Origin of the sequence: Facklamia sp. P13064 (assembly GCF_050409425.1) — a bacterium.
Taxonomy (GTDB): domain Bacteria; phylum Bacillota; class Bacilli; order Lactobacillales; family Aerococcaceae; genus Facklamia.
In genome coordinates this window covers 1-15947 of the sequence record NZ_JBNUPM010000024.1, presented here as the reverse complement: position 1 = coordinate 15947, position 15947 = coordinate 1, and the positions used below count along the sequence as shown (strand labels likewise).

The following is a 15947-nucleotide window of genomic DNA, read 5'->3' as shown; positions in this document are numbered from 1 at the left end:
AGTAAAAAATAGAGTTGAGGCCTTCGGCCATCAACCCTATAAATTATAGAACCAAAAAATGTAGGTAAGTACATAGTTTTAAATCACGGATCCTAATTATACCATTAGTACAAATTAGGGTATTGTGGAGGCTAAAATGATAGTAGATAAATAGAAAAACTACAAATATTATACGAATTTTTCTAGATCAGAAGAGTCAAGTCCATAATCTAGTGTAAAAAAACTATACAATGATTCTATCTTCTTTTATTGAAAAGACATGCTATACTTTCTTGTAGAACTGAGTCATTCGTCATGTGTGTTTATCATGACAGCTCCAATTAACCGATTGGCTGATGAACGGTTAAGAAAGAGACTAATAATTTTTTATCTTCGACGTGCTTCTTAGCGTAATCTTTTAAGAAAGTTGTTAGTTTTAGTCGATTGTTTCCTTTACTAATTACTGTATATTGAAAGACATTTTCAAAACCATTATCTAAAATCTCACAGGCTTTTGTAATTTTTTGATCAATAGAGTTACTGATGCATCTATTTTTAGTCTCTTGTTTTGAGTCCATATCCGTAAACTTAAAATGGGTTTTAACGGTTTCTTTGAAGAGTGTAGAGTTCTTTTTAGGAAGGGTTGCAAAGGTATTTTTTAAACGGTGAACCTAGCACCTATGTCAACTTGTGCTGGTAGATGTCTTGCGAGCCACAAACAATAACTCTTTATAGGTGTCAGAAATGATGTGTTCAGTTCCTTGTAAGCAGGGTTCATAATAACCATTTTGTTGGCTTTGATACTTATATGCGCGTTCGTAACCATTGGCTTGAATGTATTCTCTTCGTTGGTTTCCCATTAATTGATTGACCACGGATGAAAAATATTATTAAAGACATCTTTTTTTCTGAATATTCACTGATATTTTGAACCGCTTCGTACGTTAGTGTCAAATCATTATGGATCGTATAAAGTCTTCTTAATTATGTGTTTGCTGTAAAAAGTAAATAGATGTAGTTATTTTTATGCTCTAAACCAATAATTGTTAAGGAACGATAGGCATTGAATATAGACGATATACTCTGATATTATTATTTTATAGAAATAAAATTGAAAGGGTTAGTAAAAATATGTGCTGGTCTATGTGGAATGAGTATTTTAATGATGTTGAAAACAGTAACATGTGAAACGAAATGAGAGGTAGAATAAAGAATAGTTTCTATTACTGTTGGTGATTGAGAGGAAAAAATACTAAGAATCACTTTTTAAGAATGGGTAATAAGCATAGTTAAAATTTCTAAAAAACACATCAATCGCGCTTTTAATGAAGTATGTAGCATTTAATTAAAATATATTGGAGGAGGTACAAATATGAAAGTTGCTTTAGCTGCGGTAGGTTTTATAACAAATGACACAGAATATAATAAAAATAAAATGATCGAAGTTTTAAAAAAATACTCAGAAGAAGCAGATTTAGTACTTTTCGGAGAAAGTTATCTTCAAGGGTTTGAATGTTTGGATTGGAATTATCAAAAAGATAACAAGGTTGCATTAACACAAGATTCTGATTTAATTCGTCAAATTGGTTTTATTGCAAAAGAATATCAAACTGCTGTTTCTTTTGGCTATATCGAAAAAGATGGGGATAAAATATATAGCAGTCAATTAACTTTAGATAAAAACGGAAATGCGCTGAACAATTTTCGAAGAGTATCTACAGGATGGAAAGAAAAAATTGCTGACTGTCATTATGTTGAAGGGAAAGGGTTTAGTCAATTTGACTATTTAGGAAAAACGTTTTCGGTTGGATTATGCGGAGATCTATGGGAGGAACAAAATTGTTTAGCACTAAAAAATTTAAATACAGATATTATTCTCTGGCCCGTATACACAGATTTCAACTTTCGAGAATGGAATACAAAAATTAAACAGGAATACTCTGAACAGTCCTTCAAGTGTGGAGATAAAGTATTATATGTAAATTCGTATTGTCTTGATGGAGAAGGATATGAGATAGCAAGAGGTGGAGCAGTATTTTTTGAAAAAGGAAAAATTGTAAGTGAGGTACCGGCGGGCAAAGAATCAGTGCTAATTGTTAATGTCTAAGAAACTCATAGAAAAGAGTAATGAGATATGTACACTAATTAGTTAGGTTTTTGGTTTAACTTTAGGGCGCAGCAAAAGTTTTATTTACTCAGTGACTAAAATTTAATTATGTAACCCATAATAATAGCAATTTGGAATAATTAAATTGTTTAAATATAGTGTAGTACTAGTTTAAAGAATGTGAAGCAATTCTTTGTAACGTTTCATATGCTGTATACTCTAGTTTGAGTAAAAATTTTAAAAAAGAGGTCATCATTAGTTGGCACCACTATTGTTATTATTTAAATATTTGTAAGCCATCAAAAAGATTCATCGTTAAATAAATGTTATTATTTCAATTTAAATTAGGGCAATGGACTGTTTATGTTATATAATTAAAGGTTCTTCTATCTTCAAAAAATGTTTAACAATACTTCTTACATTCCACTAAGTAATTTCGCAAAGAGTCAGTATAGAATAAGGATTAGAAAAAATATAACTTCAATGATAAAGAGTTAGCAATTTGAAAGAAACTATGTCAATTATGAGTGTTTTCGGGCGATTATAGATTATAATTTAACAAATTGCTTTGATGGCACAGCGGATAGTATTTTGGAATAATTAGAGTAAAAGAATATTTGATTTTCCTCAAAGATTGAGGTTATAATAAGTGAGGTCTATGTATAGTATTATACAGAATGGCTTGATAGCTAAGAGGTGAAGAAGATTGGATCAGAAAAATTTAAGTATCTATAATCAATTGAAGCGTCGCATCATTGAGTTTGAATATAAACCCGGAAAAATACTCAATGAAGTTGATCTAGCTGAAGAGTTTGGCGTAAGTCGTTCACCGATTCGATCAGCCTTGCAAGAGCTAGAGCGAGATGATCTCATTAATATTGTGCCAAGGTTTGGAGCACAAGTTGCTCCTATTGATTTTCGTAATATCAAGGGGCTATTTGATGTAACAAAGCAACTAGATCCCTATGCGACTCGTCAAGCCGTAAAACGGATCACCCCCTCACAATTAGCAGAGTTGAAGCAAATTATTAAAAATTTAGAATCTTATTCTACTACAGCAAGTTATCAAGAGGCTATCAACGAAGATGAACGATTCCATCAAATTATTTTTCAAGCTTGTGATAATCGATGGTTAAAAGAAACACTAGCTCATCTTCATTTACATACCGAAAGATTGTGGCATTATTGTAATGATTACTTTGATGATATGACTATCTTTACCAGAACCTTCCGTAAAATCGTGCAAGCGATTGAAGATCAAGATGAAGAGGCAGCCGAACAATATGCTTACGAACATATTGAAGACTTTCTTTCTAGAATTAAAGAATCTCTCTTTTAAGAGTGAATGAAATATAGTTAAAAACCTTAAGGTCTTAGTAAAAAGATCTTAAGGTTTTTTTATGTAAATTTTTATTTTAAATAAATCAAAATTTTTATCTAAATACAATTGACATTCATATGAAAAACAGTTAGTATATCAGTGAGGTGATGAGATGGTTTCAACCCACAATTTATTATTGGATGTAAGCGTTAGCATTGTCTTCATTAAAAGTGAAAAGATAGAGGTGGTGATATGATTTTAACGAATAATATAACCGTCAATGAAAGCGGTAACACAATCTTGGTTGAAGGTGATCAATTAGCTGTTTTGAAAAAGGCACGTGACTTGATTCACAAAGGACATTATTTAATGACATCTCCTTTGGCCGCCAGTGGTCGGATGCATTTTTCTCCCGTACGGTCGATCTTGATATCAGATAAACCAGAAGGAGATAACACTCAGTCTCTTTTGGCAATTGAAAATAGCATAGAACTTTTACAAAACTCTTTAGCTACCCATACAGTGGATTACAAGAATAAGGAGGATTACGAATTTATTGATTACGAGCTTTTAAAAGTAGCTCTTAAAGAGGTAAGTGAGTTGGGAGATCGTTTTAACAAATAGGAGGGAATCAATTTGAAACTAGAAAGACGTAAAGTAAAAATTAATGATGTTGTCTTTGGCGATAAAAATGAAGTAGTAGGAGAAAAACTCGTTTTAAATCGCGAAGAATTAGTCAATTATATTAAGAGTTTGGACAATATTAAAGAGGTTACTGTCGATATCGCTAAACCAGGTGAAAAGACACGCATCATTCCGGTAAAAGATGTCATTGAACCACGGGTAAAAGTAGAAGGTGTTCCTGGATTTGCTGGGATAACTTCGCAGACTGGCCAGCTTGGGAATGGAGCTTATAACGTATTAGAAGGCGTTGCTATCGTTACAATTGGAGATATTGTCGGCTTCCAAGAAGGTGTGATTGATATGTGGGGAGAAGGAGCAAAATGGACGCCCTTCTCCAAGACTTTTAATTTAGTGGTGGATCTATCGGTAGTCGACGGATTAACAGCTCATGAACATGAATTAGCAGTTCGAATGGCAGGTCTGTTAATCTCTGAATATGTCGGACAGTTTGCAAAAGACGCTCCAGTCTATGAAATCGAAACGTTTGAAGTAGGATCAAATCCAGAAGAAACAGCTAAATATCCAGATCTTCCTAAGGTAGTCTATGCTGAGATGCTCATCACTCAAGGGCTTCTCCATGACTCTTATATCTATGGAGTGGATGCTAAAAATATTATTCCAACACTTCTGCATCCGCTGGAAGAACTGGATGGAGCAGTCGTTTCGGGCAACTGTGTAGCAGCTTGCGATAAGATTACGACTTATCAACATCAAACCAATCCAGTTATCTTAGAACTTTTGAAAAAACACGGCAAAGAAATTAATTTCCTTGGTGTGGTTATGGTTCCAGAACTAACAACCTTAGAAGGAAAATTTAGATCGTGTGATTTCACTGCTAAATTATGCAAGCAGTTGGGGGCAGATGGGGTGATTGTATCGGAAGAAGGATATGGAAATCCAGACTCTGACTTAGTCATGATTGCTGAACGATTAGAAAAACAAGGGATAAAAGCTGTTCTGATAACGGATGAATGTTCTGGTTGGGATGGAGCCAGTCAACCACTCGCAGACTCAAAACCAGAAGCAAAAGCTGTAATATCAACAGGAAACGTTTCTCACGTTGTAACATTACCAAAAGCGGACCGTATCCTGGGAGATCCAGAAGCGATTGCCAATTTGGCAGGAGGATGGGCTGGAGCCTATGATGCTGAAACCGGTGTTATGAAGTGTGAATTAAATGCTGTGATTGGAGCCACTTCAGAGATCGGATATCATAATTTGATGGTCACTGAGTATTAGAACGAGGAGGAAGACAATGGAAAAAAGAATCTTATATTATTTGAATCAGTTTTTTGGCCAGATTGGTGGAGAAGACAATGCCGACTTTGCTCCCGTTTTAAAGGAAGGGACAGTCGGACCCGCCGTAGGATTTGAAAAGGAGTTGGGCGATGCAGGTAAAGTGGTCGCGACTTTTATTTGTGGCGATAACTATATCAATGAAAACAATGAAGCAGCTTTAGCTGAATTTAAGAAAGCAATGGATGAGATTCAACCGGATTTAGTAGTAGTCGGCCCCTCCTTTAATGCGGGCCGCTATGGGGTGGCTTCATCCTTAATTGCTCAGTTCGTGGTGGATAAATACGATATCCCTGTAGTATCAGGTATGTATGAAGAAAACCCAGGTCTTGAAATTACCAGACTAAAAGCATATACCGTTCCAACTGGAAATAGTGCAGTTGATATGCGATCTGCCTTACCTAAAATGGCTGCGATTGCGAAGAAAATATTAGCAGGCGAGCAAGTTATTCCTGAAGAAGATGGGATCTTCAAGCAAGGTAAGCGTATTACAGGCTTTTCCGATAAAATCGGTGCCGTTCGTGCGGTTGAGATGCTGATGAAACGTTTGAACAACGAAGAATATAAAACTGAAATGCCAATGCCTAGCTTTGACTTGGTTGAGCCAGCCCCTCCAATTAAGGACTTAACTAAAGCCACAATAGCTTTGGTAACTACTGGAGGGATTGTACCGGTAGGAAATCCCGATCGGATTCAGTCTGCCTCTGCTCAAAAATGGGGTAAATACAATATCGAAGATCATGCTAACCTTACAGGCGATTTCATCACCATTCATGGTGGTTTTGATCCTATCTATTGTAATGAATCGCCAGATCGTGTTCTTCCATTAGACTCTCTTAGAATAATGGAAAAAGAAGGCAAAATTGGTAAGGTTCATGAGAAATTCTACACCACGACAGGTACAGGTACGGCAGTTGGTAATGCCATCATATTCGGTAAAGAAATAGGAAAAGAATTGAAGGAAGCGGGAGTTGACGGAGTAATTCTTACCAGTACTTGAGGGACCTGTACACGTTGCGGAGCAACAATCGTTAAAGAAATCGAACGTTTTGGTATTCCAATTGTTCATATGGCTACAATTATTACCATTTCTCAATCTGTTGGAGCGAACCGAATTGTGCCAACAGTTGCTATTCCTCACCCTACTGGAGATCCATCCCTGGAGCGAAAAGATGAAGAGAAATTGCGCATGAAGATGGTTGAACGTGCGATAAATGCACTGAGCCAACCAGTAACGGAAGTTACGGTCTTCTAAATCCACTTGAATAGAGTGAATAGATTCTAAAATAATAAGAGCAGTCCCGATCGAATAGCTTTATAACTGTTCTATGGACTGCTTTTTTTAAAAATTTACTTCTTCAGAATGACAAGATGTTCGAAAGTAGAAAAGAGGGGGAAAACATGGAAAAATCAAAAATGAACATTTGGACGATTCTAGGATTTACAGGCGCGTGTATTGCCTTTTACATTGGGGCCGGATTTGCGACAATGCAAGAAGTAATGCAATATGAGGCTTCCTATGGCTCACGATTTTGGATTGTCATAGCTGTTGCGGCAATCATTTATGTCTATACGAATTTATCCTTTGCGACCAATGGTAATCGCTTGAAACTTGAAAGAGGCGGCGACATATACCAACATTATACCGGTAAGTACATCGGTGCTTTCTTTGATTATTTTTCTGCCTTTTTCTGTTATATGTGTTTTATCGTTATGTGTGGAGGGGCGAATGCTACGGCCTCTCAACAATGGGGATTAGCAAACGGAGTAGGTGCATTGGTTCTAACCATTGCAGTAGTTGCTACAGCTGTCTTTGGATTAGACGGAATTATCAAGGCACTTAGTAAAATAGGACCGATTATTATTATTCTTATTCTGATTGTATCAACAATTACTGCGATCACTGGCTTTCCAAACTTCAGCGAAAATGTAAGCGCAATTGATCGAGGCGTTTATGATTTGGTTCAAGTAGGCGGCGACAATCCATTTTTTTCAGGCGCATCATACGGTGGCTTTGTTATTTTGTGGTTTGCAGCTTTTCTATCTGAAATTGGTGCAAAAAATAAATTAAAAGAAGTGAACACAGGAATGCTTCTATCTACTTTATTCATTTTCGGGGCAGCAGCCATTTGTTGTATCGCTTTAATTAGCTACATTGGTGAAACTGGTAAGGCTGATATTCCAGCATTGGTATTAGCTAATAAAGTGAACCCGGTATTTGCGCAAGCTTTTGCCGTTATTGTTTTTGCTGGAATCTATACCACGGCAGTTCCTCTACTCTGGACAGGGGTGGGTCGTGTGGCCACAGATGGAAGCTCACGCTATAAAATCTTAACCATTTTGGGTGGAGTTATTGGAATGGTAATCGCTATTTTCTTGCCCTACAAGGATCTTGTAAATGTCCTTTATGGAATTAATGGGTATTTAGGATTTATTCTGGTTGGTTTTATGGTTGTTCATGATATCCGAACAAAAATGGGTTCAAAATTGATTCAATAAATTAAATGTCTATACTCTATTTTAAATGGCTATTCTCTTTCTTCATTGATAGCAAAGGATCCAATCAACTAAGACCGCCATTCTTTGTGATTGCTTAACTTCAAAATAGCATAATGTTTAAAGGCATGTTAAAGTTATAAAGGAAATTCTTTGTAAATGGTTAAGTGTATAGGTTAAAGAAGGGTTTTGACTGTAAGCTTTTTCCTTAACCAATGGGGAAAACAAAATCAAATGAATAAAAAGTAGGCAAATACAGACGGATAAATGAAGGTTTGAATAATATAGATGGTCTATGTAGTAGAGTTAAAATAGACTGGGCGATTATTGGATTGAGATTAAATAGCGAGAGAAAATAAAAGCACTCCCCTCAAAGTCATGTGGAATGGATTAGAAGGGAGTGCTATTCGCTGTGAGAAAAAGGTTTATTTATGGACTTTAAACGGTCATTTTATCAGATGGAAATTATTGAAATGATAAATATTTTGCATATTCTTTTGCGTATTTATCTCAGTCTAAAACGTTTGGGTCCAAATAAATATACGATCATTATACCCAAAACAACATACAAGATCACGAATAAGAAAAAGCCGAATACCAAATAGTGAGTATAGGAAGATAATCTAACCATACTAAAATACAAAATATAGAGGACAAAATTGAGAATTCCAGTATAGACAGGGTTTTTTACCTTCATTTGATTGGTAAAGGGTTGAAACATATAATAAGCAAAAAGAAAATGAAAGGTCATAAAGACATACCCACTGATTAAACTGGTGACCATCACTAAAACGCTTTGACTATCGAATAAATCCCAATGATAATAGGTGAATAATAGACCAATTAAAGCGACAATAAATTGTGGACGATTGTACTTAAGCAACTGTTTTGTTCTAAAAACAATAGCAGTAGTTATATTTTCTTTCGCTCGATAAAAATGAAAGCTTAACAGTTTACGGTCCATATAGTAAAAGCTTGTTTTGGTAAAAAACTCACCTAAATACATACTTCTAGCAAGCAGTAATAATATTAATGGAATAAATTGTGAGAGCCCTTTGACATCGGTAGGAGAGAGGGGAACAAAATACTTTACGACATTAAGCATAACAAGAGTGATGCCAATGAAGGCTAATCGAATCAGGATTTTCTTTTTAAAGACTGAACCAATTCGGTCATAAAAAATCTTGTTAATATAGATAATTCCTTGATCATCAGAATAATCATTCTTTCCTATTCGGATATCTTTATCTTCCACTTTTGCGGACTGGCTATCTATTTCATCAACGAATTGTTGGGACTCCAGTAAATCGTTAATACTTAAAGACTTCAAAATAAATTGTTCCAGATAAGTAGTTTTCAAAGTGAAAATAATGGTTAAAACGAGCATTAAAAGACCAGGGGCTAAAAAAATGACCGAGAAAAAGAAGGCATAGTTAAATCCTAAATCGATAAAAGTACCGACTATTGCCAAAAGAAAGCCTACTCCACAAGTGAAAAAAACTAGAAAATTAGCCACTTTTTTGCCGAGAGGATAATTGTTGCGACACAAGTAGAGAAAGATACTTCTAATAAATAATCTTAGTCCAATCGAAAAAATAACAAATGAAAAGCCTTCAAGTAAAGTGATCTTGAAAATAAAAGAAAAGAGGAACATCCCAATACTAAATCCGACGATTTTAGGTCCATACTTCAAAAGATCATTGGCGATAGAGTAAAATCTAGGATTCACTCTAAAGATCTTAATATGCATATATTTGTCTTCAGCGTTTTCAAAGGCGCTATAGATTTCAATCGCTACTGCCATCATTAGCATCACAATCGATAGATAAAAGGGTCCATAGCTCAAAAACATAATCTCTTCTGATTCGACATACTTATTCGAAAAAGTAGGAAGCAAAAGACCGACAAGCGCGATAAAAATTATATTTGTTACAATGGGTTTTATCATTTGAAAGATCACTGACAGGGGAGGTCCCCATTTAAGTAAGAATTTAGAGTGATATAACTTATTCGAAAAGATTTTTCCAATGAGAGGTATTCTTTGCAAATTAAAAATGAACCCATTGTAAAAACTAATCAGTTGGTATTGGATTAAAAAGGTTAATATTTTATTCACCTCCTTTGTCCTCCTTTAAAAGTTCGACAATTTTCGATTCAAAATCTTCATCTTTTTTTAGGTGTTCAAAGGGCATGCATTTTCCATCACTTAATATGACTATTTCATCACATAGTTCTTTGGCAAGTTCAAGCATATGCGTAGAGAGAATCAAAATATGTTCTTTTTTTAATTCTTTTAATATTTTCTTTATCTCAGCCGCCATTACAACATCGATGGAAGTCAGTGGTTCATCTAAAAGAATTATTTTTTGTTTTCCAATGATAATTGAGAGGAGCGAGAGTTTCGATTTCATCCCGTGCGAATAGTCTTTGATTAAGCGGTGTCTGTCTTCTTCAGAGAACGCCATCAAATCCAGGTAATGATCGGGAGCTTGACCTTCTCCGTTTAAATCATTAAAAAACTTAACATACTCATAGCCTGTTAAGAAATCGGGCAAAAAATTTTCTGAAAATAGCATGCCAACCTGCTCATAGCTGATATCAGAAAGCCTTCCGTTTTCTTCAAGAAAAAAGAGACCACCACTTTGTTCTAGTTCACCATAAATAATATTGAAAAGGTCGTTTTACCTGCTCCATTTTTCCCTAAAAGACCATATATTTTGCCTGCTTCAAACTCAAAGTTAACGTCTTTTAAGACTTGTGTTTCTTTAAAATCTTTTTTTAAGTGTTTTATTATTAACTTCATCCAATGGGCTCCTTACCTTTAATTAGTTTGAGTACTTTGTACCAGTAAAACTTAAGATAATAAAATCTTATCATACAAATTATTCATTAACGACTAAAAATTGAATGACAAAGGGGCTGATAACTGACGGTTTCGAGTATATTTCTGGCGAGTAAAGATCAAATAACTTTTATTAAGAAAACAAAGCCCCTGAGATCAGTCCAATCTGACTTCAGGGGTTTTTAATAGTTACTGATTAGCAAAGTGTTCATGTGTCCGTTCAAGATCAGGACGTATTCCTTCAAAGAGGGTAATAGAGATGTATTCAATATATTTTTCCTTATCTTTTTTATCCTTGTTGTGTGTCCAATTAGTCAGTAGGGAAGCAAAGGAATCGGTATAAAAGTCAATCAGGAAGTCCTTATAATCTTCAGGAATGACCATCTCTTTTGAAATGTCATCGACAATATTACGCATATTTTCAATGAAGTTATTATAGAAGAATTTTTTCAATTCATCTCTACCTAAGGCATTGATGGCTGAGCTAACTACGTGTTCATTTTCTTCCACATAGTTCATGGCAAAGCGCACCACTTCATCATATTCGGTAAAATAGTCATATTTTTGTATCGGTTCAATCGCTTCATCTTCAAACATCCAGTTGAGTAAATCGTAGATATTAGTAAAATGGTAATAAAATGTTTTGCGGTTGACGCCACAGTCTTCTACAATTTCACGAATCGATATCTTGTCTAAGGCTTTTTTATTCATTAGTTTCTTTAAAGAATCAGCTAAAGCTCTTTTCGTCATTGTTGTTGTAATTCGTTCTTTTTTCATACTTCCTCCTTGAATGAACAATCGGACAAATAATATAAAATGTCTAAAAATAGGCCAACTGTCCTTATATTGAACATTGTCTAATATATCTAGCTCTAATATACTCTAAAAGTAGTCGTTTAACAATCCTATTTAACGACAATATTTTTATTTAAGGAGGAAGTATGGAAAAAGTATTTAGAAAGATATTGCAGCATGACAAGCTTGTCTTGTTCTTTTTTATGATTGGATCTGTAATAAGTCTATTAAGTGTGCCTAGAGTACAGGTGAACTATGATATGAATGATTATCTTCCTTCAGACAGTCCTTCTACGCAAGCTTTATCAATGATGGAGGAAGAGTTTGAAGGTCAAGTCCCTAATGCGCGTTTAATGCTAGAGAACCTAACCATTCCTCAAGCGTTAGCATTTAAGGATAAAATTAGTCAAATTAAAGGAGTGGATGAGGTCCTTTGGTTAGATGACACTGTTAACATAACGGAACCATTGGATCAATATGATCAAGATCTTGTTGAGGCTTATTATAAAAACCAAAATGCATTGTATTCAATTACTATCGATGAAAGAGAGCGAATAAAAGCGGTTGATGCTCTGCGCGATTTGATAGGAAATAGGGGATATTTGGAGGGAGCGGCGGTTAACACGGCAGTTGCAGCTGAATCCACGGTTGAAGAAATCGGTAAAATCATTAAGGTTACGATTCCAGTTGTCTTAGTTATTTTATTAATTACGACCAATTATTGGTTTGAGCCCCTTATTTTATTGTTAACGATTGGGGTATCAATTCTTTTAAATGCTGGGTCAAACTTGCTTTTTGGTACCATTTCCTTTGTAACCAGCGGTGCTGGCAATATTTTGCTCTTAGCAGTATCGCTTGACTATTCGGTCTTTTTACTCCATCGTTTTGAAGAAAATCGGCAGCTAGGTATGGAAGCTGAGGCAGCGATGGTCAAAGCTTTAAGTCAATCACGTGGTTCGATCGCTTCTAGTGGCTTGACCACCGGCATTAGTTTTGCTGCATTGACCTTAATGCAATTTAAAATTGGCCCTGATTTAGGTATAGCCTTAGCTAAAGGGATTGTGATTAGCTTACTTACTGTTTTTATCTTATTACCAGTCTTGGTTATAAAAACCTACCGTTTAATGGAAAGGACGAAACATCAACCACTTCTACCACAATTTAGAAGATTAGGTAAGGGCGTTACTAAAATGATGTTTCCATTAGTAGTTGTTTTTGCTATTTTGGTAGTTCCTTCTTTTTTAGCGCAAAAGGAAAATAACTACTATTACGGCCCTGAACATATATTTGGACCAGAGACAAAACTGGGTCAAGATTCTGCGAAAATCAAGGAACACTTTGGTCAGTCCAATCGGATGGTTTTAATTGTACCTAAAGGTGAGCAGACTAAAGAAATCGCTCTGAGTAATCAGTTGAAAAAAATTCCTGAGGTCAAGGAGATCATTTCTTATGTAGATACCGTTGGGCCTGAAATCCCTAAAGAGTTTTTAGATGCAGAGACCCTAAAGCTATTAGAATCAGAAAACTATAGTCGAATGATTCTAACAGTTGATTCGGAATATGAAGGAGAAAAATCTTTTAACTTAGTTGAGGAAATACGTGAGGTAGCTGATAAATTCTACCCTCATCAAGCCCATTTGGCGGGAGAAAGTGCGAGTACTTACGACCTAATGGATACCATAACAAAGGATAACTTGAGCGTCAATTTGATCTCAACAGCTGCTGTATTCATTGTTTTAGCCATTAGTTTCAAATCAATAATTATTCCATTCATCTTGGTTTTATCCATCGAAACAGCTGTTTGGATTAACTTAGCCACTCCTTATTTCACTGATCAGGTTCTTTTTTATTTTTCATATTTACTTGTAGGAGCGATTCAATTGGGGGCTACTGTTGATTATGCCATATTGCTGGCAAGAAGATATTTAGAAAACCGTGAAAGGCTTGAGAGAAAAGCAGCCATTATCGAAACGATTTCTAATGTTACGGTTTCAATTATGACATCTGGATCTGCCATTGTTTTAGTAGGGTCACTACTTGGTTATATAACGACCCACGGCATTTTAATGCAATTAGGAAGGCTGCTAGCTAGGGGATCTGTCTTTTCTATTTTAATTGTCCTTTTTGTTTTACCTGGTTTGCTTTATTTATTTGACAAGCCGATTGAAAAATTAACTTATGGTTTAAAATTCGTGAAGGAGGAACACTAAATATGAAGACTCAATTAATCAATAAATTGGTAAGTGGAATAGTTATTATGAATATTTTAAGCAGCAGTTTACCCAATGTTTTGGCAAGGGAAGTGAATTTAGCTAAAGAGGAGGTTGTGTATGGACTGTTAAATTATGACGGAAGTCTTAATGATGCCTATATAGTTAATATTTTTGATCAGGAAGGGGATATTACCGATTACGGTGACTATACTGAGGTTAGAAATATGACATCGGAGACTGAGTTGAAGCTAAAGGAGGGAAAGGTCGACTTTACGAATGGTAAAGATAAGCTGTATTATGAAGGGAAATTAAATAATCAACAACTACCATGGGCAATTTCGATTAAGTATTTACTTAATCAACAAGAAGTAAGCGCTCAAGACTTGGTGGGTCAATCAGGCGATTTGGAAATACAATTAAGGATTAAAGAAAGTGAACAAGTGGATCCTTTCTTTTTTAATAATTATGGTCTTCAGGCTACTTTAGTTTTTGATACTGAAAAAGTAAAAGCTATTCAAGCAGAAGAAGCAACTATCGCTAATGTGGGGAAAAACAAACAATTAACTTATACTGTTTTACCTAAACAAGGTGCCAATTTTTCAATCAAGGCTAAAGTAGAAAATTTTGAAATGGAGCCAATCGCTATTAATGGTATCAATATCAATTTGGGATTTGATTTGGAAGATGCCAACTTGCTTGAAAAAATTGAAGAATTACAAAGTGGTGTTAAGCAAATAGATGAGGGGGCAGGCGAATTAAAAGATGGAGCTTTGCAATTAAGTGAAGGGTCTGGTCAATTAGCAAGTGGTAGTCAGCGTTTAGAAGAAGGAGCTGTCAGGGTAAATAACGGAATTGTCACGCTAAAAAAAGGGATTGAGCAAATGCAAGCCGGATTAGTGGAGCTCGATAGTCATTCCGAAGAATTGAGACAAGGTTCGGATCAATTTAAAGCACTAATCAATGCATCGAATGATCAATTAAGCTTGCTAGCAGAAAAGTTAGGTAAGCTGCAACAATTAAATCAAGCATCGATCGAAATCCAAGCCGGAATAGGGGAGTTAAATAGTGGGATTACCCAATTGAATCAAAGTGTAGGCTATCAGCAATATACAGCAGCTTTAGGTCAGAATGGTTTAGACATGCAGCAATTGCAAGCAGGCAATAATAATGGAATGCAAGCCGTAAACAATTTAAACCTATCCTTATCCAGTGTCGCTTCTCAAATCAGGGCTTCAGAAATTGAGAATAAGGAAGAGCTAGCTGCTCAGCTTGATCAAGTCATTGCTCAGACACAAGCAGCGAATTTGGAACAAGTACTTGCGGCTAACAATGCGATGATTGATGCCACAGCCCAATATTTAGAGACAGTTTCTAGCTCAACTATGCAACTACAAGCAGGTAGTCAAGAGTTGACGACTGCTTATTCAGACTTTCACGCAGCCATTCAAGCAATGGTTAGTACTTCAGATGAGCTAGTAGCTGAACTACCTAAATTAAGTAGCGGTGTGGAAGATTTGGCAGTTAAATATACTCAATTTGATCAAGGACTCGATGATTATACGGGATCTCTTGGAAAGCTTGTGTCCAGTCATCAAGCTATTTTAAATGGTATTAGAAGTTTAAGTGAGGGCAGCGCCTCATTAGTGGAAGGCAGTTCTTCATTAGACGCTAATTTGAATCGATTAGTTAACGCTTCTAATGATTTATATGAGGGCAGCGACAAACTAAAGCAAGGTTCTAATAAGTTTAAGAATAAAACAGCCGGCTTAGATCAAGAAGTAGAGCAAGAAATTGATGCGACTCTTTCTGAACTGACAGGAAATGCCAATCAACCGATTTCTTACGCTTCAAGCAAGAATGGAAAAATCAAGTCCGTGCAGTTTGTCTTGAAGACAGAAAAAATACAAGCAGACAAAGAAGAGCCAGAACTCGAGCGAGAAGAATCGCAACCTTCAGTCTGGGAAAAAATAAAAGATTTATTCCAAAAGAAAGAGGATTAAATAATTCATAAAATATTTATAGTTGTTGAATAATTAGTAGCCTAAAAGCAAAACAGTTCGAATAATCGCTTGAAGGGGTAACTGAGAAGAGGCGATTTGACAAAGATTTAATTTAAAAAATACTAAAACTATAAAAGAAGTTAGACTAAAGTGTCTAACTTCAGACTGAAGACAAACCCTTTGTGAGTTAATCTCAAATAAAGGGGTTGTCTTT

At 35.5% G+C, this 15947-nt stretch carries 12 protein-coding genes and 2 pseudogenes; 8 read left to right on the top strand and 6 right to left on the bottom strand.

What is annotated here, in order from left to right; genetic code table 11:
* Positions 1–320: 320 nt before the first annotated feature.
* Both ACQV2S_RS08105 and ACQV2S_RS08100 read right to left on the bottom strand, forming a co-directional pair.
* Positions 321–638 (bottom strand): annotated as a pseudogene (locus ACQV2S_RS08105) (transposase); the annotation flags it as partial.
* A 24-nt stretch (positions 639–662) separates the two neighbouring features.
* Positions 663–839 carry a hypothetical protein gene (locus ACQV2S_RS08100; RefSeq protein ID WP_428885344.1) on the bottom strand — a complete coding sequence of 59 codons (177 nt, stop codon included), beginning with the start codon at positions 837–839 and terminating at the stop codon, positions 663–665.
* A 512-nt stretch (positions 840–1351) separates the two neighbouring features.
* On the opposite strand from ACQV2S_RS08100, the gene ACQV2S_RS08095 reads away from it, so the two are divergent.
* From ACQV2S_RS08095 to ACQV2S_RS08070, 6 genes are all read left to right on the top strand, one after another.
* Positions 1352–2086: a carbon-nitrogen hydrolase family protein gene (locus tag ACQV2S_RS08095; RefSeq protein ID WP_428885342.1), complete on the top strand. Its 735-nt coding sequence runs from the start codon at positions 1352–1354 to the stop codon at positions 2084–2086.
* A gap of 706 nt (positions 2087–2792) precedes the next feature.
* The gene (locus ACQV2S_RS08090; protein ID WP_428874098.1) at positions 2793–3425 is read left to right on the top strand and encodes a GntR family transcriptional regulator; all 633 of its coding nucleotides are present in this window, start codon (positions 2793–2795) and stop codon (positions 3423–3425) included.
* A 234-nt stretch (positions 3426–3659) separates the two neighbouring features.
* The gene (locus ACQV2S_RS08085) at positions 3660–4031 is read left to right on the top strand and encodes a GrdX family protein (protein ID WP_428874099.1); all 372 of its coding nucleotides are present in this window, start codon (positions 3660–3662) and stop codon (positions 4029–4031) included.
* 12 nt (positions 4032–4043) lie between these two features.
* Positions 4044–5330, top strand: a complete 1287-nt coding sequence (locus tag ACQV2S_RS08080; RefSeq protein WP_428874100.1) for a glycine/sarcosine/betaine reductase component B subunit — start codon at positions 4044–4046, stop codon at positions 5328–5330.
* A 16-nt stretch (positions 5331–5346) separates the two neighbouring features.
* Positions 5347–6642: a glycine/betaine/sarcosine/D-proline family reductase selenoprotein B gene (locus ACQV2S_RS08075; protein WP_428875271.1), complete on the top strand. Its 1296-nt coding sequence runs from the start codon at positions 5347–5349 to the stop codon at positions 6640–6642.
* A gap of 146 nt (positions 6643–6788) precedes the next feature.
* A complete protein-coding gene (locus ACQV2S_RS08070) occupies positions 6789–7886 on the top strand; it encodes a YkvI family membrane protein (RefSeq protein WP_428874102.1) in 1098 nt (365 codons plus the stop codon).
* Positions 7887–8388: 502 nt separating this feature from the next.
* On the opposite strand, the gene ACQV2S_RS08065 is transcribed toward ACQV2S_RS08070, so the two are convergent.
* The 3 genes and pseudogenes from ACQV2S_RS08065 to ACQV2S_RS08055 all read right to left on the bottom strand — a co-directional run bounded on the left by ACQV2S_RS08065 (position 8389) and on the right by ACQV2S_RS08055 (position 11502).
* The gene (locus ACQV2S_RS08065; protein ID WP_428885341.1) at positions 8389–9999 is read right to left on the bottom strand and encodes a hypothetical protein; all 1611 of its coding nucleotides are present in this window, start codon (positions 9997–9999) and stop codon (positions 8389–8391) included.
* Positions 9992–10686: pseudogene (locus tag ACQV2S_RS08060) on the bottom strand (ATP-binding cassette domain-containing protein). The gene ACQV2S_RS08065 and the pseudogene ACQV2S_RS08060 overlap by 8 nt, the downstream one beginning before the upstream one ends.
* A 228-nt stretch (positions 10687–10914) precedes the next feature.
* On the bottom strand, positions 10915–11502 hold the full coding sequence (locus ACQV2S_RS08055; RefSeq protein WP_428874105.1) for a TetR/AcrR family transcriptional regulator C-terminal domain-containing protein: 588 nt from the start codon (positions 11500–11502) through the stop codon (positions 10915–10917).
* Positions 11503–11666: 164 nt separating this feature from the next.
* On the opposite strand from ACQV2S_RS08055, the gene ACQV2S_RS08050 reads away from it, so the two are divergent.
* Both ACQV2S_RS08050 and ACQV2S_RS08045 read left to right on the top strand, forming a co-directional pair.
* Positions 11667–13730 (top strand): efflux RND transporter permease subunit, encoded by a 2064-nt coding sequence (locus ACQV2S_RS08050; RefSeq protein ID WP_428885339.1) that lies wholly within the window; start codon positions 11667–11669, stop codon positions 13728–13730.
* A gap of 2 nt (positions 13731–13732) precedes the next feature.
* Entirely contained in the window at positions 13733–15733 is a 2001-nt protein-coding gene (locus tag ACQV2S_RS08045) for a hypothetical protein (RefSeq protein WP_428885338.1), read from the top strand.
* Between the two features lie 33 nt (positions 15734–15766).
* Here ACQV2S_RS08045 and ACQV2S_RS08040 read toward each other — a convergent pair.
* A partial coding sequence (locus ACQV2S_RS08040) for a hypothetical protein (RefSeq protein ID WP_428885337.1) occupies positions 15767–15947 on the bottom strand: 181 nt, incomplete at its 5' end.